Origin of the sequence: Amphritea sp. 1_MG-2023 (genome assembly GCF_030547545.1) — a bacterium.
Lineage (GTDB): Bacteria > Pseudomonadota > Gammaproteobacteria > Pseudomonadales > Balneatricaceae > Amphritea.
The window spans coordinates 1-20,796 of the sequence record NZ_JAUOQE010000014.1 but is presented as its reverse complement, the minus strand read 5'-3'; the positions used below and the strand labels follow the sequence as shown (position 1 = coordinate 20,796).

The 20,796-nt window shown below is 44.9% G+C and carries 18 protein-coding genes; 7 read left to right on the top strand and 11 right to left on the bottom strand.

What is annotated here, in order from left to right; translation table 11 throughout:
• Window positions 1-303 precede the first annotated feature (303 nt).
• From Q4488_RS09165 to Q4488_RS09155, 3 genes are all read left to right on the top strand, one after another.
• Window positions 304-1,275: a glycine betaine ABC transporter substrate-binding protein gene (locus Q4488_RS09165; protein ID WP_303580176.1), complete on the top strand. Its 972-nt coding sequence runs from the start codon at window positions 304-306 to the stop codon at window positions 1,273-1,275.
• A 147-nt stretch (window positions 1,276-1,422) separates the two neighbouring features.
• Entirely contained in the window at window positions 1,423-2,460 is a 1,038-nt protein-coding gene (locus tag Q4488_RS09160) for a proline/glycine betaine ABC transporter permease (RefSeq protein WP_303580175.1), read from the top strand.
• A gap of 11 nt (window positions 2,461-2,471) precedes the next feature.
• Window positions 2,472-3,539, top strand: coding sequence for a glycine betaine/L-proline ABC transporter ATP-binding protein (locus Q4488_RS09155; RefSeq protein WP_303580174.1), 1,068 nt, complete (start codon window positions 2,472-2,474; stop codon window positions 3,537-3,539).
• Between the two features lie 66 nt (window positions 3,540-3,605).
• Here the strand turns inward: Q4488_RS09155 and Q4488_RS09150 are convergent, their stop codons facing one another.
• The 7 genes from Q4488_RS09150 to Q4488_RS09120 all read right to left on the bottom strand — a co-directional run bounded on the left by Q4488_RS09150 (window position 3,606) and on the right by Q4488_RS09120 (window position 10,232).
• On the bottom strand, window positions 3,606-4,478 hold the full coding sequence (locus Q4488_RS09150; RefSeq protein WP_303580173.1) for a LysR substrate-binding domain-containing protein: 873 nt from the start codon (window positions 4,476-4,478) through the stop codon (window positions 3,606-3,608).
• 191 nt (window positions 4,479-4,669) lie between these two features.
• A complete protein-coding gene (locus Q4488_RS09145) occupies window positions 4,670-5,578 on the bottom strand; it encodes a LysR substrate-binding domain-containing protein (protein ID WP_303580172.1) in 909 nt (302 codons plus the stop codon).
• A 145-nt stretch (window positions 5,579-5,723) separates the two neighbouring features.
• Window positions 5,724-6,134: a DUF126 domain-containing protein gene (locus Q4488_RS09140; RefSeq protein ID WP_303580171.1), complete on the bottom strand. Its 411-nt coding sequence runs from the start codon at window positions 6,132-6,134 to the stop codon at window positions 5,724-5,726.
• On the bottom strand, window positions 6,134-7,420 hold the full coding sequence (locus Q4488_RS09135; protein WP_303580170.1) for an aconitase X catalytic domain-containing protein: 1,287 nt from the start codon (window positions 7,418-7,420) through the stop codon (window positions 6,134-6,136). Before Q4488_RS09135 ends, Q4488_RS09140 begins: the two co-directional genes overlap by 1 nt.
• A 114-nt stretch (window positions 7,421-7,534) precedes the next feature.
• Entirely contained in the window at window positions 7,535-8,305 is a 771-nt protein-coding gene (locus tag Q4488_RS09130) for an SDR family oxidoreductase (RefSeq protein WP_303580169.1), read from the bottom strand.
• A 311-nt stretch (window positions 8,306-8,616) separates the two neighbouring features.
• Window positions 8,617-9,723, bottom strand: coding sequence for a mandelate racemase/muconate lactonizing enzyme family protein (locus tag Q4488_RS09125; protein WP_303580168.1), 1,107 nt, complete (start codon window positions 9,721-9,723; stop codon window positions 8,617-8,619).
• A gap of 137 nt (window positions 9,724-9,860) precedes the next feature.
• A complete protein-coding gene (locus Q4488_RS09120) occupies window positions 9,861-10,232 on the bottom strand; it encodes a tautomerase family protein (protein WP_303580167.1) in 372 nt (123 codons plus the stop codon).
• 860 nt (window positions 10,233-11,092) lie between these two features.
• On the opposite strand from Q4488_RS09120, the gene Q4488_RS09115 reads away from it, so the two are divergent.
• Window positions 11,093-12,196 carry a mandelate racemase/muconate lactonizing enzyme family protein gene (locus Q4488_RS09115; RefSeq protein WP_303580166.1) on the top strand — a complete coding sequence of 368 codons (1,104 nt, stop codon included), beginning with the start codon at window positions 11,093-11,095 and terminating at the stop codon, window positions 12,194-12,196.
• Window positions 12,197-12,227: 31 nt separating this feature from the next.
• The gene (locus Q4488_RS09110; RefSeq protein ID WP_303580165.1) at window positions 12,228-13,214 is read left to right on the top strand and encodes an ABC transporter substrate-binding protein; all 987 of its coding nucleotides are present in this window, start codon (window positions 12,228-12,230) and stop codon (window positions 13,212-13,214) included.
• 369 nt (window positions 13,215-13,583) lie between these two features.
• Here the strand turns inward: Q4488_RS09110 and Q4488_RS09105 are convergent, their stop codons facing one another.
• On the bottom strand, window positions 13,584-14,150 hold the full coding sequence (locus Q4488_RS09105) for a DUF1285 domain-containing protein (protein ID WP_303580164.1): 567 nt from the start codon (window positions 14,148-14,150) through the stop codon (window positions 13,584-13,586).
• A gap of 181 nt (window positions 14,151-14,331) precedes the next feature.
• Here Q4488_RS09105 and Q4488_RS09100 point away from each other — a divergent pair, with 181 nt between their 5' ends.
• Window positions 14,332-15,288 carry a methylenetetrahydrofolate reductase gene (locus Q4488_RS09100; protein ID WP_303580163.1) on the top strand — a complete coding sequence of 319 codons (957 nt, stop codon included), beginning with the start codon at window positions 14,332-14,334 and terminating at the stop codon, window positions 15,286-15,288.
• Between the two features lie 67 nt (window positions 15,289-15,355).
• On the opposite strand, the gene Q4488_RS09095 is transcribed toward Q4488_RS09100, so the two are convergent.
• From Q4488_RS09095 to Q4488_RS09085, 3 genes are all read right to left on the bottom strand, one after another.
• Window positions 15,356-16,456: an extracellular solute-binding protein gene (locus tag Q4488_RS09095; protein ID WP_303580162.1), complete on the bottom strand. Its 1,101-nt coding sequence runs from the start codon at window positions 16,454-16,456 to the stop codon at window positions 15,356-15,358.
• 204 nt (window positions 16,457-16,660) lie between these two features.
• Entirely contained in the window at window positions 16,661-18,133 is a 1,473-nt protein-coding gene (locus Q4488_RS09090; RefSeq protein WP_303580161.1) for an aldehyde dehydrogenase family protein, read from the bottom strand.
• A 104-nt stretch (window positions 18,134-18,237) separates the two neighbouring features.
• The gene (locus tag Q4488_RS09085) at window positions 18,238-19,620 is read right to left on the bottom strand and encodes an aspartate aminotransferase family protein (RefSeq protein WP_303580160.1); all 1,383 of its coding nucleotides are present in this window, start codon (window positions 19,618-19,620) and stop codon (window positions 18,238-18,240) included.
• A 328-nt stretch (window positions 19,621-19,948) separates the two neighbouring features.
• Between Q4488_RS09085 and Q4488_RS09080 the strand changes: the two genes are divergently transcribed.
• Window positions 19,949-20,796, top strand: an 848-nt coding sequence (locus Q4488_RS09080; RefSeq protein ID WP_303580159.1) for a helix-turn-helix transcriptional regulator, incomplete at its 3' end; no start/stop codon positions are given.

Below are 20,796 nucleotides of genomic sequence, written 5' to 3'. Positions count from 1 at the left end.
CGTAGAACAGCCTAGAATCCAACTGAAATTTATTCAGTTTAATAACTTATTAAATTAATTTTATGTCTTTTATTTTTTTAAAGAAAAGACAATAATAATCAATAAGTTACAGTAATCAGCAACCGCTCCATAAATTTTATTTAAATTCTTTGAAAGAATTATAAATTTAACAATCACATCTATCTCGCTCTAGTATCAATATCAGGCGCTTTCGGAACCATCGAATGCATTTCTCTGATTTAGTGAGCGCGTGACACCACTTACTAAACCTAGATAAAAACAAGTCAAGTAAAGGTATATAAAATGAAAAAGTCTTTTATGGCTGTCGCGGCTCTGATTGCTGGCACATCAATCATGTCTTCATCCGCCTATGCTCAATGCGGCGAAGTCAGTATCAGTGAGATGAACTGGTCATCCTCACAACTGGTGACCTCAGTCTCCAAATTTCTCATGGAGCAAGGCTATGGTTGCACCGTGCAGACCGTGCCAACCTCGACAGTCCCCTCGGTGACCTCTATCGCAGAAACAGGTAAGCCAGACATCGTCACCGAGTTATGGCTTAACTCAGTACCGCTATATACCGAACTTGAACAGCAAGGCAAAGTCATTACCGCGACTCAAATCATCTCTGATGGCGGCAAAGATGCCTGGTGGGTACCTCAATACCTAGTCGATCAATACCCGCAACTAAAAACCATCGATGGTGTGCTTGCCAACCCAGAACTCGTGGGCGGTCGCTTTCACAACGCGCCTGACGGCTGGGGCGTGCGTATCAAAAATGATAACCTGATTAAAGCCTTTGATTTTGCGAGCCATGGGATGGAAGTCTTTAACCACGGGTCAGGTGAAACCTTAGCCGCCGCCATCGCCTCAGCGAACGAAGCAAAAGAGCCTATTTTCGTTTACTACTGGGCGCCTACTTCGGTACTTGGAAAATACCCAATGGTTGCCGTCGACCTTGGTCCTTTCAATGCTGAAGCACATGCCTGTATCGAATCTAAAGATTGCGCCGACCCACAAAAAACCGCTCTCAAAGCCGGTACCGTTGTTACCGGTGTCACTTCTGATTTCGCCAACCGCGAACCTGAAATCTTCGAGCTCATGAAGCATATTAGCTTCACCAGCGAAGAGATGAGCCAACTCCTCGCTTGGCAAGAGAGCAATAAAGCATCAGCAGAAGAAGCCGCCGTCTATTTCATTACCACACAACAAGACAAGTGGTCTGGTTGGATCAACGATGATGCTCGGGCAAAACTAACCGCACTATTAAACTAAGCCGTGCTATCGATAGAACCCGCTAACACAGGGGTTCCATCGAGAACTTAGATTGGCCGTTCATCGTGTGGAGTGACTTGCCGCATCGATAGGCAAAGAACCTACAAAGATTTCACCGCGTATCAAGAATAAAACAGGAATAACGTTATGGCATTTTATGACTCGATGTTTAGCACATTGGGATTGCAGGACTGGTGTGGCATTACCAAACAAGATGGCCCGATGACTATGGCCCAATTATTGGCTAAGAATAAAACAGCCAGCGAAGCTGATACGTCATTGTGGGATATGCCTTTCCCTTCATTAGATAATTTGCATGCAGCCTGTAATTCAATTCCCCGCACCCGCGATATGACCAATGGGGTAGAACAATTTTTTCTTAGCATCAAAAGCAGTTTACAATTCGTACTAGACCCGTTGACGCAGCCCCTTAGCTGGTTGCTGGATGGTGCCATCTGGCTCTTTGTTGCGACCCCTTGGTGGTTATTAATCAGTCTCACAATCTTCGCTGTTTATTCAGTGACACGGACCAAAGGTGCTCCTTTACTGGTAGCGATAACCTGGTTATTTCTCGCCTTTATTGACCACTACACCTATGCGGTTCAGACGATGGCCATCATCTTTATCTGTACCGGCTTAAGTGTGATCATAGGTGTCCCCATAGGCATTGCCATGTCGAAATATGATCGACTGCAAAAATCAGCCATTCCCGTGCTCGATATGTTGCAAACCCTACCGACCTTCGTCTACCTAATACCCTTAATTTTCCTCTTTAGTGTCACCGAATCAAAACTCTATGGTATTGCGATTATTCTCTATGCCATCGTACCGGTGGTGCGCTTAACGGATCTAGGCATCCGCTTGGTTGATCAAGATATTATCGAAGCGGCCAACGCTTTCGGCATGACAGCACGGCAAAAACTACTGAATGTTGAACTCCCACTCGCACTGCCCACCATCATGGCCGGGGTAAACCAAACCATCATGATGTCACTGGCGATGGTTGTAATCGCCTCATTAGTATCGGCGCCGGGCCTGGGTGTTCTCGTATTACGCGGCATTAATAATCTCGAATTGGGTGTTGGATTGGTATCAGGCTTCTGTATTGTCATTCTTGCCATTCTGTTAGACCGCGTCAGTAAAGCAGCGCTGGCTCGCGTTGACGTTTCTCACAATAATCACTGAGGCTAACCAAAATGACTAAAGCAACAAAGGTATCGATTAAACAGCTATACAAAATTTTTGGCTCGGATCCTCAAACAGCACTTGAGTTTGCCAAACAGGGTGTTGAAAAAAATGAACTCATGGAGCAACACAATCATGTGATGGGACTCAAAGATATCAACGTCGATATGAAAGACGGTGATATTACGGTCATTATGGGTCTATCAGGGTCAGGAAAATCGACCTTAATACGCCACTTTAATCGCCTGATTGAGCCCACCGACGGTCAAATTTTGATTGATGGTGTTGATGTGATGACACTATCTGACGACGAACTGAGAAAAATGCGGCAGACGGATATGTCGATGGTGTTTCAGAAGTTTGCTCTGTTGCCCCATAAAACGGTCTTAGAAAATGCCGGAACCGCTTTGAGAGTCCGAGGTATCAGTGCCAAAGAAGCCGATGCTGAAGCCATTAAATGGCTTGCACGGGTTGGTCTGGCTGGGTTTGAAGAGCACTATCCCAGCCAACTATCGGGCGGCATGCAGCAGCGGGTGGGAATTGCACGGGCATTAACCTCGAACGCGACAGTCATGCTGATGGACGAAGCGTTCTCGGCGCTTGACCCCCTAATCCGTACCGACATGCAGGACTTACTCCTCGAACTACAGAAGGAACTCCATAAAACCATTATCTTTATCAGTCATGACCTAGATGAAGCCCTAAAGCTCGCCGATCACCTCGTCATTCTGAAAGATGGTGAAGTGATACAGCAAGGGGAACCACAGGAGATTCTACTCAACCCTTCCGACCCCTATATTGAAGACTTTGTTAGCGATATTAACCGGGCCAGGGTACTACGGGTGCGTTCGGTGATGCAGCCACTGTCTGACTCATCGATCAAGACGGCAGGCCAAGTGGACCACAACGACACACTCGAAAGCGTTATCTCCCATTCAGATGGTGATACCACAAAAGTGTATCAGGTCATGGAAGGCCAACAGGCGATTGGCACGATCTGCATGAAAGACCTCGTCAGGGCGTTAGTCCCTCGCGCGCCCTCCGATGACGGTATTCGCACTCAAACAGATGCCGCCTAGAAAGGCTCAGTAAGACCTAATAAGCTCTGCTGTGATTCACACGCAGAGCTTATTTATAGCTCGATATTAATGCGCTTCGCCAATATGAATGTTACTGATTTGACGTGTTAGCTCATCGGCAAAACAACGTATCGCTTCACTACCTTCACCTGGAATCCGGTGCAATTCAACTTCAATATTGCCTAAATCAGGCAACCCCTCTGAGGCTTTAATAATACGCCACTCATCTTTCACCAAAGATTCTGCTGAAGCCGATATAGCCAAGCCATTCGAAATAGCGATATCAAATCCCGTCACTCCCTGACACTCAAACGATACAAACCAATCTTTGCCTACCTGGTTAAGTTTCTCCACCATATTTTTACGGTACGCGCAGCCCTGCTCATAAAGCGCCAACGGAATGGGTTGATTAATATCGAACTGATAATCTTTCGCGGCGACCCAACAAACCTTTTCTCTTCGAATGAGCTCGCCACCCGATTCTTTGAGATCGCGAGTGACTAAAATAAGATCGAGATCCCCAAGATGTAAACTCTTGTATAAATTATGACTATCATCATTTTTGATCTGTATACGGATCTGAGGAAAACGATGCATAAATTCTCGCAGAACATTCTGTATAAACGCCCGGGCATAACCATCAGGGATACCAAAGCGAACAATACCCGTGATATCTTCATCACTAATGGCATTAAAGGCTTCTTCGGATAGTTTTAAAATTCGGCGTGCATAAGATAAGAGAATTTCACCCTCGCGGGTCAAAGTGAATTGGTTATAACTGCGATTGAGTAGTTGCTTACCCGTCCCCTCTTCCAGTTTCTTTAATTGAATACTGATAGCCGCTTGAGTGCGATGCAATGATGCGGCGGCTTTAGTAATACTGCTAGCATCCACGATCGCGACAAAGGTTGCTAATTGATTAAAATCAAGCCGTTTCATACACCAACCATTGATTAATTTTTTATGTACAGCAATCCAATATGATTGCAACACCTATGAATGGAAATACAACAACAGAAATATCAGTTTCAAAGCAGGGACCGACGCAGCGCTGGCGTATCGATTTGCCCCCAAACACAGATTTACCTTACACAGTGATATATTACCACTGTTCATAACGCCCTAGATAATTAAACCACAGTGCATTGTGACATTAACCATGTACTAAATTTCTTCGCGGCAGGGCTTATCTCATGTTTATTTGGAAAAACAATATAAAACCCCCTTTTCGTTTGTATACTGGATTTGACTGGCTTAACTAAATGTCCCGAACTAATCATATCGTCAACTAGGTGCTGCCAACCCAGAGCGACCCCTTGCCCCATCATTGCGGCCTGAATCAGCAGAGGATAGTTATTAATATATAAATCATTGCGATTACCCTCTAACTGAATATGATTAAGCGCATACCAAGCGGGCCAATCGAGCCAATTCCAACGCTCATCCTCTAACCGCAACAATGTTGTTGCTAACAAATCAGCTTCAGATTCTAAATTTGGATAGCGCTTAAGATATTCGGGGCTGCAAACAGGAAACACTTCCGCTTGAAACAGGAATATTGATTCTTGCTCATCGATCCCCCCTTGTCCCAACTGAATCGATACATCAATATCATCACTCTCTGTAAGCATTTGATCATCTGATGCTATCAGCCGAATCGTGATATCAGGGTATTCACTACGAAACTGACTTAACCGAGGCATAAGCCAGAACGTCGAAATAGCCATATCGGCAGAAACAGAAATAGTCGTACCCTGATGATGGGTACGTAACTCTTGGGCACCATACACCAGCCGCTCCAGTGCATCACTAACCGTATGCTGAAAATTACGCCCTTGCGTTGTTAACCTAACCGCTCGGTGGGAACGAACAAACAGAGCAACGCCCAGATTTTCTTCTAACAGCCTTACTTGTCGACTAATGGCAGCCTGTGTCAGATTGAGCTCTTCGGCGGCCTTGGTAAAACTCATATACCGAGCGGCGGCCTCAAAAGCAATCAGACTGGTCATCGGGGGGAGTTGTTTTCGGAAATTACGCATAAGCCTCAAACTAGAAATATTTCTAGAAACTTTTATTTATGATGAATTATCAGCGATTTTTGATAATTCTTCTAGAGGTTACAGCTTTATATCGAGGATGATAACCTCCTGAAAAGCGATTACTTTCAGGAGGCTACAAAAGGACCTATTGGGTGACTTGCCCTTCTAAACTAATACTTAAGGGGATGTTATCAACTAACTGGGCAAACGCATCCACATCCAATTCAATCACCGGACAGTCTATATTATACAACGTAGACACGATCATCGCGGCGGCAGTGACATTAATATCCCCCTTATTCAAGATTAACCCTAAAGGGCCTGTACCTAAACGAAGCGATTCACCTAATACCCCAGGCGTACCAGAAGAGCCTCGCGTGCCGGGCATCACCACAATCTTACCGGTCATAACGAGACCTACCTGCGGATGTTGCTTATCAAGGATGACGCCCGTTTCTGGATCATAGCCCCCCCAAAAACTAAGCGGCTCATCAAGTAATAATACGTCACCGCTCACCTGTCCTTTATTCAGAACTCGACCTTTATACTCTGCCATTACTCACCCCCCCAGAACTCACTATCCCATAGCCGCTCATCACGCCAAACAGTCCCCTGCACTGCGGATTCTACACACTCTTCCATGCTGCCAAAGACAACACTGACATCAAGCATACCGGGGGCATAGTAAGCCCATTTGCCAGAATTAGTCATTACCCTCCCCTCGACCCCATTCACCACCGGCGTAAAATAAGTACAGGTGTCTACGACCATACGAACCCCTGCATCTTCCAGCTCCGATAGCCAACCCTGCTTCTCAACGTCGGCCAAAATAAAGCGGCTCGTTGAGATAAAGAAATTCACCTTAGAATTCACTTTTCGGCCACGTATTAATGGCATTAACTTAGCAAACTCAGTCAGCGAAAAGTGAGGAGTCCCCAAACAAACCGCAGCCAATGCTCCACTATTCGCATGAGAAAGCATATCTCTCGCGGTTGTTAGCATCTCAGCCGTCACATCAACGACTCGAACCGGCTCGCCTCCCTGAAAAGCATCGTCATAGCTCGCCGCTTCCGGGGTGATACCAATGGCATGAAACAAACTGACAGAACCAGATGCAGCACCTGCAGCACTTACAGCCTTCAATTGATCCTCATTAACACTCTGGGGCAGCCCTTCGATAACAGGAATACTCGTACCCGATTCCCGCCCCAAGATAATACCCAGCACATGATAAAAAATATCTTCTTCACGCAGTTTGGCAGGCACACCCTCAACCCGAAATAAAACTTCGCCTCGTCGGCATTCATCTCGATGCAAACCGGCATAAGGTGCACGCCCAGTAACAGCCGCACAAATATCAAGAAAATCACCGTACTTATTTGTTCGTGCACCTAATACCGAGTTGTAAAAAGACACCGCATTAGACTCAGAGCCGACTATTTGATCACCTAACCTCGGACGTTCTTTAAGTTGATACGGCGCACAGGTCCATACCACTTCGCAGCCCAGCTTCTCGTAAATAGCCATAAGCTTACGCGCCCCCTGAACCGCTTCTTGATTACTTTTCTCAGGCCGTAAGTCAGGATGCAATAAATCAATCAAACCAACATTCGTCAACGTAGGAACAGCGACCGTTCCACCTTCTTTCAATAAGAACTCCGCAAAATCAACACCAACCTGGCCACTATAAAAACAACTGTTAACATGAGCCATACTCACATCGACTAAGCGATCAACCCCTGACACTTCAGCTGCACGCACCATGACCTGCATCGCTAACTGTTTAGCCTTACCTTCGTCACCCGATAGCAGCCGCCGATCATATTCACTTAAATTAACCATAATAAAATCACCACCGATGTCCGTTAAAAAGTGAACAATCATTTTTAACGGGCCATGTTATTAAACGGTACAAGCATAAAGGCAAGGTTTAAAAAACTTGCCTTAAACGCCTATTTAAGTGCGCGGATACAAGGTTTCAGTAAATCCATCGACACCGACAATCTGCCCTGAAATATGACGGCCATAATCAGAACATAAAAAGCAGATCGTATCGGCGATCTCTTCAGGGTCAACATAGCACTGCATGGATGTGCCAATAGCATAGAGACGGCGCACTTCTGCTGGGTCAATGCCTTCTGCCTCAGCATGAGCCAAGATGACACGCTCCATGCGCTCACCGTTAACATTGCCAGGCACGATGCCGTTCACACGAATATTGTCTTGTCCTAACTCCATCGCCATCGATTTTGTAAACCCAGACACAGCCCATTTTGCCGCAACATAGGGGCTGCGGTTAGGAAAGCCCAAAATACCGGCCGCAGAGACTAGATTGATAATGACACCACTTTGATTTGCCTTAAATACCGGAACAACTCGACGGGTACAATAAAACTGAGAATCAATACATACAGACATACATTGAGACCATTCATCATCTGTCACATCTTCCACAGGCTTTGTTGGGCCTCCGATACCGGCATTGTTCACCATAATATCAAGGCCACCGGGTAATATTTGATCAAACATGGCGTTAACAGCAGAAGAATCTGAAACATCACACACGAAGGTAGTAATACCCTCAGGCAAACTGGCTAACCCCTGTTCATCAACATCACACGTAAATACGGTGGCGCCCAATTTATGCATCGCCATCGCCGTCGCACGCCCCATACCTGCGGCACCCGCGGTGATCATGACTCGCTTACCGGCAAAAGAAATCTGCATTTTTATAACTCCAATTATTATATTTAAAAGATTAAACCCTATTCAAAATCATCTGTGACCAAAGCATAGAACTTCATCACCAACTGACGACTTAATAGCCTGAACGTCAATGTAAGCTTCGCTTTGGCTCGATTCAAACGATGAATAAAATGTCATTTGAGTTAAAAAAAGTAATGCATAAACAATAAAAAAAGGCGCTGATATGCGCCTAAAAAGATTAAAAATATGTAAGCAAGCGTGCTTTTACCAACCGCACAATATCCGATTGTTAAAATTCAAATAAGTGCTTTAAACGGTAACCGTATAAAGCTTTACGCATATTGAGCTACGGCTTGCCCTAACACCTCACTATGTGGCTCGACACCCAGACCAGAGCGGCCTGAAGGCAACATCATATAACCATTCTCAACAACAGCACCTTGCCCCACACTCACATTTGTCATTTCAGTGCAGTCCCAGACTGATAAGAGAAGATTTTCAGGAATTGTATGTCCAATATGAGCAATGGCGGCCTGTGCAAATGCGCCTCCTCCCGTATCCTGAACAGTCAAAGCCATCCCCATCTCAACACACAGATCTTTAATAAGTTTTGCTTTTGTTAGCCCACCCACCTTCGATATTTTCAAATTTACAACGTCGGCTGCATTATCTCGGTGCGCCCGAAGCAATACATCGATACCTTGAAAGACCTCATCAAACATCATTGGCAGATCAGTCTGCTGACGTATCGAAAGAGTTTCTTCATAAGTTCGGCAAGGTGATTCAATATAAAGATCATACGGCTGCAAGGCTCTCACTACCCGAAGGGCAGCATGTTGCTTCCAACCTGTGTTAGCATCGACGAGCAACACCTCCCCTGGCTTCATCTGCGAGGCAACCGCCTGAAACTGACGAATATCTTTATCAGGGTTCCCACTCGCTTTAGCCGAAAAGTGAAAATACCCCTTTTCTCTAAAACGATTAATATCATCAATCATTTGTTGAGGTTCAGGGCGATCAGAAACCGAGGCAACAATAGGCAATTTTTTAGTCTGCATACCACCAAAAAGATCATATAACGGCATATCAGACGATTGACCTAGTATATCCCAGCACGCCATATCCAAGGCTGATTTTAAAAAACCATGACCACAAAGCACCTTGTCCATCAAATTATTAATATTGATGAGCTTTCGAGGGTCTTGACCAATCAAATGGGGCGCTATCTCGGCAATACCCGCCCTTGCTCCAACCGCAAACCCAGGCAGATAAGATATGCCAAAAGGACATGTTTCTCCCCAACCAATAATACCCGCATCAGTTTCAATACTGACAATCGTACTATCGAGTGCTTCAAATGAACGCCCCCCAGAAAGAAAATAAGCCCCAGCAGTAAAAGGCATATCAACTTGATACACTTTAATTTTTGTTATTTTCATCACACATCTCTAAATAAAAATGGTATTAGTTTTTCGTTATGCTAGAGCGGCTATCAATCCTTAAAATCAATTCATCAGCATTGAAAAACCACTTATTACTTCAACAATCAATATTAAATAGTGATTAAAAACTTTGATTAAACAACCATACCACCACTAAACGCCTGGCCTTTAGGAATGTCACGATATTCAACAAACACTTTTTCTAATATCACACCGGTAACCTCAGATACGGTCGTTGCGACAGCCTCCAGCAGAGAGGCTTTCAATTCGGCTGACCGACCTTCCAGAGCGACAATTGAAACTAATAGAGTCGCCTGTTTAACTTCACTACCTTGCCAAGCATTTTCACCCTCAACATAACAACCGGGCTCCACTGTTCGAAAAAGAGCCCACACCCAATCTTTTGGAATATCCAAAGCAGAAGCGGCAGCTTCAGTACATCGCGTCAATAAATGATTAATGTCATACCCATCATCAGATAGGCCTTCAATTCGAATAGTTGGCATATAATAACCTATAATAAAAGTAGAATTAAATGGTAACGTGAAGCAACCCAATATGAGTAAAGACAAAAGGACATAATAAACCTATCAACTCGTATAAATGAAACCCGCGCTTAAACGGGGCATTTACGTTTACACAACCGAAAAATAAAGCGATCGCCGAGTGATTACCTTTGCCGATGCTAAAAGCAATCTAACGTTATCAACACCAACCTTCAAACAATAATAACTGGGCCTTTTGGGTTAAAAAAACTGATCTTAATCGATAAGAGAACCCGTAAAAATGTGTCTGCAATGGAGCAAAAGTGCCTCTGTTGACATCGCCCTGCCTCTCTCGAATCAATCAGACCCGTAACCATGGGGAAACGAGGCTGAATGTTCACCCCAACGTGTTTATCACCTATAACCTGCGCTATTAGCCCGATGGAAGTTTACACCTGATATAATGTGACCATAATTTCAGATGCACGCAAGCACAGAGCAACAATAACTTTTACGTCAATATGCGATTAAATTTCGTGAGAAGGGTAAAACCTTTCAACAGATTGGAGCCTTGCTTAATGTAGCACTGCAGATGCTATTAACCAGGGCCGACCAAAGCCGAAAATCTCGCTGGCAGTCCAGTTAAACCCTCGAATGAGACCGAATTTTTAAAGAGCGTTACTGTTTGAGTGCACTGAGCACTGACTGGCGAATAGAGTCACGGATTCAGTTTATATTTTCCTGTTCGCCGGATTCATTTTTCACATAAATTAAAGTTATCCAACCGGCCAACTTTTAATTGTTTGATTAACTCCTCCTACACCGATATTTTATTATCATACATAACAATAAAAAAACTTTTCTATTCATAGGAACCTCACTTGAAAATCACTAATATCATTATTTATCAACTTAACCTTTTCTATAAAAAAGGAGAGAAGATGATACTTTCCGGAGGGAGAGTAAATAAATATTTAGATGCTACTATTGTGAAGGTAGTAACCAATACCGAACACATTGGCTGGGGAGAAAGCGTGCCTTGGGGAGCAAACTACTTACCTGCTTTTGCTAAAGGCGTCCGAAGCGTAATCGAAGAAGTGGCACCAAAATTAATTGGCCAAGATCCAACAAACATCGGTTTAATATCATCCCTTATGGACGATACATTAGTGGGACATGGTTACGCAAAGCATGCTATTGAAATGGCCTGCTGGGACCTTCTAGGCAAGTCGACCCAAACACCGCTATATACCTTACTTGGCGGATGTCAGTCTACTAACATGCCAGTGACTGCATTTATTGGAACTCAGGTAGATGAATCTTTAAAAAGTAAGTTAGATGCATTTCGTCTTGATAACATAACTCAGCTCTCTGTTAAAGCCAGCGGTGATATCAATACCGATATTCAATTTATCAGACAACTCTCTGAACTCTTACGCTCTTACGAAACAATACGAATCGACGCGAATGGAGGTTGGCGTATCGATGAGGCATTGCGCTTTACCAAAGCATGTAGAGATATTGACATTGTGATAGAGCAGCCTTGCCAAACTTACGAAGAATGTAGGAATTTACGCAGGTCATCCAATATTCCACTCATCTTAGACGAATGTGCGACTGGGCTAGATATTCTTGTGAGAGCACAATCGGATGGTGTGCTAGATGGCGTTAACATTAAGCTTGGCCGTGTTGGTGGGCTTAGTTCTGCTCGAAAAATGAGAGATTTTTGTTCCGAATTTAATATTCCTATGCTAATCCAATGCATGGGAGGCAGCACAATTACAAGTGCAGCCATTACCCATTTGGCCCACTCTACACCACAAAACAAGTTGTTAAGCGTCTGGAACCCAGCAAGCATCATTGAAACTGAAAGTTCTATTAATGGACCACAAGTTCATCAATCAAGAATTAACTGTTCTTCAAGGCCTGGCTTAGGCGTCACTCCGATTATGGAAGTACTAGGTAACCCAATAGCTGAATTCTAAAACCCTAAAAAAAATAGTCAAAAGGAATATTATGAAAATACTTCAGATATCTAAAAAGTCGCTTTCTTTAAGGAGCTTTTTTCTTACATTAGCACTATTATCATCAACAAGTCATGCCGATTGCGGAAAAGTCATTATTACAAAAATGAATTGGGCCTCTGCGGCATTTGTTACCAACGTATCCAAGTTTTTAATGGAGCAAGGTTATGGATGCGATGTAACAGTTGTGCCTTCATCAACTGTACCAGCATTAACATCTCTTGCTGAAACAGGTGAGCCTCATATCGTTACAGAGATTTGGTCGACTAGTGCACCGGTTGTTTATGAACTAGAAAAACAAGGTAAAGTTGTAATTGCGGCCAATGTAATTTCAGACGGTGGGGAAAGGGGCTTCTATATACCTAAATACTTAGCAGAGAGACATCCAGAGCTTAAAACTATGGAAGGTATTTTAGAAAACCCAAAACTTGTTAATGGATTATTTCATAATTGCCCCGAAGGATGGGGGTGCCGCATTATAAACGACCACCTTGCTGAAGCACTCGATTTTAAAGGCCATCAAATTAAAACCTTCAATCATGGATCAAGTGAAACATTAGCAACATCTCTAGTCTCTGCATATAACAACAAAGAACCATGGCTTGGATTTTACTGGGGACCTACTGCTATCTTAGGGAAATATGAAATGACCCATGTGGATCTTGGGCCATACCATAAAGAAATTCACGAGTGTAATGCGCAAGCAGATTGTCAAACCCCAGGAGTCAGTTCGTTTCCTTCAGCAGCAGTGCTTACAGCTGTTACAACTGAATTTTCGAAAAATAATCCAGAAGTTTACAAGTTAATGACTCATATTTCATTTTCTTCCGATACAATAAATAAATTATTAGCTTGGCAAGAAATAAACAAAGCATCAGCAGAAGAAACAGCCGTCCATTTCATTACTACTCAATCTGATATTTGGTCAACATGGATCAATGAAGAAGCAATTCACAATCTGTCATCTTTGATAAAGTAAAACAGGTGAGGCCTCGTTCAGAAAAACGAGGCTTTTTAATTTTATAAAATAATTCCAATAAAAACAGGTCTTATTTATACCGAATCGACTAAGGTGTACTGACGAATCAATCCTGAAACAAACATTTCAATTACAGGTTTGATTTCTTTTTAGCGTGAAAAAATATATCGACCTTTATTAGCCTAAATCGATAGAAAATATGCTGGAAATCACCTTTTACCCACTTCATAAACGCACAGCCCCTTGGTTGTAAACCACGAGATAATATTGATTGAGAAGTATTTGGCATTGACCTCTACAACGAGTTTCCCCTTTGACTCATAATATCCACGTACTCGCAGTGACTTTTAATAACTGCTTCTCCGCCGGTTAATAACCTTCCTCAAGCGCAAACCACTGACCGCAACTCTGAACGGCAAAAACACCATCATGCTCTTCTGCCAAATCAGCCAATTGATAGAAAACATTACGATTAATCCGCCCTTCCATACCGTAACGCACCATCAGATAGGGGGCTGGCTCGTCGTCAGTACCTGGAACCGTTGTTACCCGTAACGGATGCTCCGCTGACGCCACCACCACATCATCTGTGGATGAAGTAAACACTAACTCCTGCCCTTGGCTTCCCTGGCGCACATCTAAACCAGTAATAAAGAAAGGCACATCTTCAACCTGTATGCCTACCTTTTCCACCGGCGTAACCAAAAAATAATGCTCGTCTTCACGCCATAGAATCGAGGAGAACAGCTTCACCATGGCTGGACGCTTTATTTCACCTCCTTCATGAATCCAACGTCCATCGCGGGTAATCTGTATATCCAGATCGCCACTAAAGTCGGGGTTCCAAAGATGCACCGGAGGCAAAGAACGCGGTTTTTTAGGATCAGTGCCTACCTGCTGCTGTATAGCACTCAAGTCCATTTTTATTTTATTCACAACATATCCTTAACAATTAAAAACGGGATTATCTGTATTGTATTTCAGTTGACATTAAATCGGCTCATATTAACTGCAAAAAATTTCACCTTATAACTTAAACACATGAACAGTATTCATTGTTAGAATAGATCGTACTTAAAAAGCACAACCCCTGACTTAAGAGCTAACGGATACCCACATGAGTGATTCACGACTGAAACAGAAATTCGCCGACCCATCGCGCGGCGTTTATTTTATTGGCACCACCCCGCCGAAGTCTTCTGTTTCGATGGCACAGGTATCCGATATCGGCGATAAACTTCTCGAACGTCTTGGTAAAATCGATTATGACGGATTGATCGTTTATGACATTCAGGACGAAAGCAGTCGGACTGATAGGCCCCGCCCGTTCCCTTTTATGAATACTCATGATCCACGCGACTATTCGGCTATCCTTCGGGAAAAATCGGGCCGACCTGTCATCACCTACAAGAGTGTTTCGCAACGTAGCCGCGAAGAGTTTGATGAGTGGCTAGACCGTGCTTGGTGTCCTCACGGTGTCCGCGATTTGGTGTTAGTCGGCAGCCCCTCCTCTGACGGTGATATTAAGCTCACCCTGCCACAAGCCTATATATCAATGCAGGAACACAGCCTCAACTTTAACCTCGGTGGCGTCACCATTGCCGAGCGTCATGCTAACAAAGGCAACGAGCACCTACGCCTGATAGAAAAAAGTGCCCAAGGCTGTGAGTTTTTCGTCTCTCAAGCGGTATATAACCCTCAAGCAACCATTGACCTGCTGAGCTCTTATGCGCGCGAATGCAAAGAACGTGACCTAACGCCGAAGCGAATCATTCTCACTTTCACCCCTTGCGGTAGTGCTAAGACTCTCGAGTTTATGGAATGGCTGGGAATCTCTGTACCTCAGGCAACCCGCCATCGCATTCTGGATGCTCATAATCCGCTAGGCGAATCGATCCGTATCTGTCGCAATAACCTCGATCAGATCTTGGAAGCCTGCGGCGATCTCGGTATTCCGTTAGGGCTGAATATAGAGAGTCTGACCAACCGTAAAGAAGAAATCGATGCGGCTATTCGGCTGTATAAGTTGCTCAAAGCGACTCTGGATTTGAAACTCGCCGAGCTAGCGCTGTAAATATCCCAACGTAGATACCATGCGACAATAAATGCTATCGGAGGCCTACACCCCCGATAGCGACACGTTAACGGTTCGCTTTAAAGTCAGTCCAGAGACGTGTTGTCACTCGATCAATTTTCTTTGGCATCACCTTCAGAGAAAACAACTTCGCTTGCACCTCTTCACTCGGATAAATAGTTTCATCGCTAGTGATACTGGTATCGATGAGCGGAATCGAGGCCTTGTTACCATTCGCATAAGCAACATAGTTAGACACCCCAGCAATCACCTCGGCCTGTAGTAGGTAATCGAGTAGTTTATGTGCTTTATCGGGTTGGCTAGTATCTTCAGGTATAGCCAGCATATCAAACCAAACCGCCGTCCCCTCTTTCGGAATACTATAAGCAACCTTAACACCGTTACCGGCTTCTTCTGCTCGCGCGGCCCCCTGCAGAATATCGCCTGACCAACCCACAGCAACACAAATATCACCGTTAGCCAAATCATTAATATATTTTGAGGAATGGAAATAAGTAATACTTGGACGGATAGAAGAGAGCAGCTTACCGAGACCAGCATCTCGACGATAATCGTCCTTTTCCATACTGTTAGGATTTTTGCCCAGATAGTTCAACGCGATCGGCAGTATTTCAGAAGGGGCGTCCAGCAGGGCAACGCCACAAGAGGCTAATTTCTCAAGATTTTCCGGTTTAAACACCAGATCCCAGCTATTCACGGGCGCATCATCACCCAAGACTTTTTTCACTTGATCAACATTATAACCGATGCCCGTGGTGCCCCACAGATAAGGGATACCATAGCGATTACCGGGATCGACTTCACTCAACACTTTCATCAAGCTCGGATCTAGGTTTTTATAATGAGGCAGCTTATCCCGATCAAGTTCTAGAAAAACGCCCGCCATCATCTGACGCCCTAAAAACTGCGAGCCCGGCACGACTAAATCAAACCCCGACCCGCCGGCCATCAACTTCGCTTCCAATACCTCATTACTATCAAACACATCATAGGTGACCGGTAACCCTGTCTCTGCTTCAAAATTAGCCAACGTATCGGGGGCAATATAATCCGACCAGTTATAGAATTTGATCGAGTCATTCGCAACGGCACTGGTTGATAGTGACGTGGCCAGTACAACTGCAAGACTTAACTTCTTCAGATTCATTTTATGCTCCAATTAAGGTGCTTTCGATGTCACAATTTCAGCCGTTTCATCGTATAAGCTTAAACTTATTAAATACCGTAAACGGCGCTTATCAGAGCCATATCGATTATATTTTTTATAATGGCTGCCCCGCTGATGTCGGCGGCAGCACTTAAGCTTCTCAAGTTGTCACAGTATGCTCTATGAGCAAAACACACATAAAGCTTACGACTTTAGGTACCACCCCCAAGGCTTATCGCTGTTGTATTTTGTCACCTGCTTGGTTTCCAGATAATTGTTTAATCCCCATTTGCCCAACTCGCGGCCTATCCCCGATTGTTTATATCCCCCCCAAGGCGCTTCGGTAAATGTTGGCTGAGAACAATTAATCCAGACGATACCCGCACGCAGTTTCCGAGCAACTCTGTCACACCGAGAGTCATCCTTCGACATCACTGCGGCAGCCAGACCAAAGCGAGAGTCGTTAGCCAGACGAATAGCCTCAGCTTCGGTACTAAAGGGTTTCACACAGACCACCGGGCCAAAAATTTCTTCCTGCCAGACATCACTCTCTTCAGCCATATCGATCAGTACGGTAGGCTGAACATAATAGCCCCGTGGCATTCCAGTCGGACGCTGACCACCACAGGCAATCTTAGCCCCCTCCTTCACACCCTGAGCGATAGCCGCCAACACTTTTTGGTATTGCGCCTCACTCACCAACGGGCCGAGCAAAACCGCTTCATTGCCTGGCCCAATGGTGATTTTATTCGCCTCTTCAACCAACCGCTCCAGCAGAGGGCCATACAGCGAATCTTCTACTAGAACACGAGAGGTCGCAGAACACACCTGCCCCTGATTCCAGAAAATACCAAACATAATCCATTCAACGGCGGCCTCAATATCACTATCGGCAAACACAATAAACGGCGACTTACCGCCTAGCTCTAAGCTAATATTTTTAACATCCCTTGCAGCCGCACGCATAATCGTCGAACCAGTGGGCACTGAGCCAGTAAACGCCAGCTTATCCACCCCTAGGTGCTCAGACAGCGCCCGTCCAGCATCGGCACCGAAACCGGTAACAACATTCAGCACACCAGCAGGTAGTTTCACAGCATCAACGATGTCAGCCAATACCAAGGCTGTCAGGGGAGTCACTTCCGACGGTTTTAACACCATGGTGCAACCCGCCGCTAACGCCGGAGCCACTTTCCATGCCGCCATTAATAAAGGGAAATTCCACGGAATAATCGCGCCGGCAACCCCTAACGGTTCTTTTACAGCGATGGAACTGAAACTATCATCCGAGAGTTCGATCGTCTCATCCGCGTCATCAAGCCCTTCAGCCAAATCAGCGTAAAAGTTAAAGGTCCCCACCGCATCATCAATATCCCATTCGGCTTCAGGCTGGGGTTTACCATTATCCAGCACTTCAAGCCGAACAATTTCATCCTTTCGCAACTCAATTTGAGCGGCTATCTGGCGTAAAAATACCGCCCGCTGCGCTCCACTCATCATCGACCAAGGGCCATTATCAAAAGCTTCACGAGCGGCCTTAACCGCCGCGTCTACATCTTCGGCATTAGCGGCCGCAACCGAATCAAAGACTTCCTCAGTCGCCGGATTGACCACTGGGATCGTCTTAGAGGATGTCGATTTAACCCATTTCCCACCAATATAAAGCTGCTTATTCATACTCACCTTACTCTTATCTGCCTGTATTCCAGCGACTATTCATGCAGAAGCCTATGTTACATGAGGACATCACATGAATACGTCGCATGAGATAACCGTAAAAATTAAGCCGCGTTAACGAGCTCACTCGCTTCGGCAATCACCTGATAGAGAATCCGTGCCATCTCACTGATCTCCTCCCGTCCAGCCACTAATGGCGGAGATAACTGAATAACCGGTTCGCCTCTATCATCCGTTCGACACATCAGGCCCTCTTCATATAAGCGAGGTGATAAGAACTTAAACAGTACATTTTCAGATTCTTCCGCAGAGAAATGTTCTTTAGTGACTTTATTTTTAACCAGCTCGATACCGTAGAAATAGCCTGCCCCTCGGACATCACCAACAATAGGCAACTCGAGTAACTTATCTAGCTCACGCTTAAAGAACGCTTCATTTTCACGCACATTAGCTAACACATTTTCAGCTTCAAATGCATCCAAAGACGCTAAGGCAGCAGCACAAGCGACCGGGTGCCCGCCAAAAGTGGAGCCATGCAAAAACAGTTTCTCCTCATCTTCGAGGAACGGCTGCATCAGGAAATCACGGCAGATCATTGCGCCCATCGGTACAAAACCACTGGTCAGCCCTTTAGCGCAGGTAATGATATCGGGCATATAATCAAAGCGTTCACAGCCAAACATATAGCCGAGTCGCCCAAAGGCACAGATAACCTCATCGGATACCAGCAAAACACCGTATTTATCGCAGACTTTTCGAACCTCTTGGAAATATCCCTCAGGTGGCACAATACAGCCACCCACATTTTGGATGGGCTCCAAAAAGACAGCGGCAACGGTTTCCGGCCCTTCGATCTCAATGGCACGTTCGATATCCAAGGCGCATTTTTTCGCATAAGAGAGGCTATCAGCATTAACCTCGGCACCGTTACAACGATATAGATCGGTATTTTCAACATGTCTCGCGCCGGGTACTAGCGGCTCAAAAACATTTTTAATACTGGTTGCACCATTAATGGATAACGCCCCCAGACTCGTGCCGTGATAAGCAAGATTTCGGGAAATCACCTTATAGCGTCGTGGCTGACCAATCTCAGCAAAATACTGACGCGCCAGTTTCCAGGCCGCCTCTACCGACTCGCCACCACCACTGGTAAAAAACACACGATTTAAATCACCCGGTGTCATCTCAGCGATTCGCGATGCGAGTTCGATGGCGCCAGGATGGGCGTAACACCAGATCGGGAAGAAACCGAGTTTCTCGGTTTGCTCAGCCACCGCCTTAGCGATATCTTTTCGCCCATGACCTAACTGCGAGGTAAACAGTCCCGCTAGACCATCTAGGTATTTTTTACCTTGCGTATCATAGACATAACACCCTTCACCATGGGAAATAATGGGTACATCCCGATTTTGATAATACCCCATGCGAGTGAAGTGCATCCAAAGGTGATCTTTTGCTTTCTGCTGTAACTGTTCATCATTCATAACATCATCCTAAACATCACCACCGATAATCAATGTGTTGTGGTGTGATTTGACGTTCAGTGTAGCGAGAGAAAAAGTTGTTCTATATACCCAACCTTGGTTACATCAAAAGCGCGCCTAAGGGGTTAACGTGAAAGCGCTATTCAGAACAGAAAGCTTGACGCGGTCATGTCAGCGCTAAACTTGACGCTTTAACGCAGTTAGCCACGCACGCAAGCCGTTTGACTTTAGTATTAGCTTCACGTAGTTTCAAAGATCATATTCACGGCGTCTCTGAGGTGCCTCTGTGATAAAAAATCGGACGATTTAAACGCGTCTGGAGAAGATCATGACCGCCCTTACCCTTGCATCAACGTCTAGCTTTAGCGACTGGAATAAACAGTTAGCAACATTGGTGACAGCACTGGGCAATGATGCCTTTTTTCCCTGTTTGATCGACGTTCTCAGAAGATCCGTACAGATCGACTACCCACAGGTATGGCTTTATCGACGTAACAAGTCACCCAAGACCATCTACTTCGAAATCAGCCGAGAAGAACGTTCGGCACAGATTGATACCTATATAGAGGGTTCATATGAGCTAGATCCGTTTTATCTGGCCGCACTCATCAATCAACAATCGCCAGGCTTATATCGCATCACGGAGTTAAGCGCTAAAGGCTTTCAGCAAAGCGAGTATTACCGCAGTTATTACGCCCAATGTGATACCGCCGATGAGATTGTCTATATCATCGAGATAGATCAGGATACCTATCTACAGATATCGCTAATGCGTAAGAAAAGCTCCTCTAAATTTAACGAGGAAGCATTAGCATTTCTTCGCAGCGTCGAACCGATTATAAGAGAGTTGAGTTTACATCAGTGGGCTTTTTTAAAACTGTCCAAGCAAGAAGAGCAGGATTTAAAAGTCATACCCGGTTTTGAAAAAAGCGTTAACTTAGCGTTTGATCTGTTTGGTCGCTCGTGTTTAACCGGCCGTGAAAAAGATGTCTTAGGTCTCACCCTACAGGGCTACAGCACTCAAGCCTGCGCTGAGCAGTTGAATATATCCATTGAAACTCTCAGACGGCATCGCAAAAACATCTATGCCAAGCTAGACGTTAGGGAAGGTGCGAATAAGTCCGTTATGTTCTCTGCGGACATTAGAATGGCCAGATACGCGAAAGCCAGTGCAGC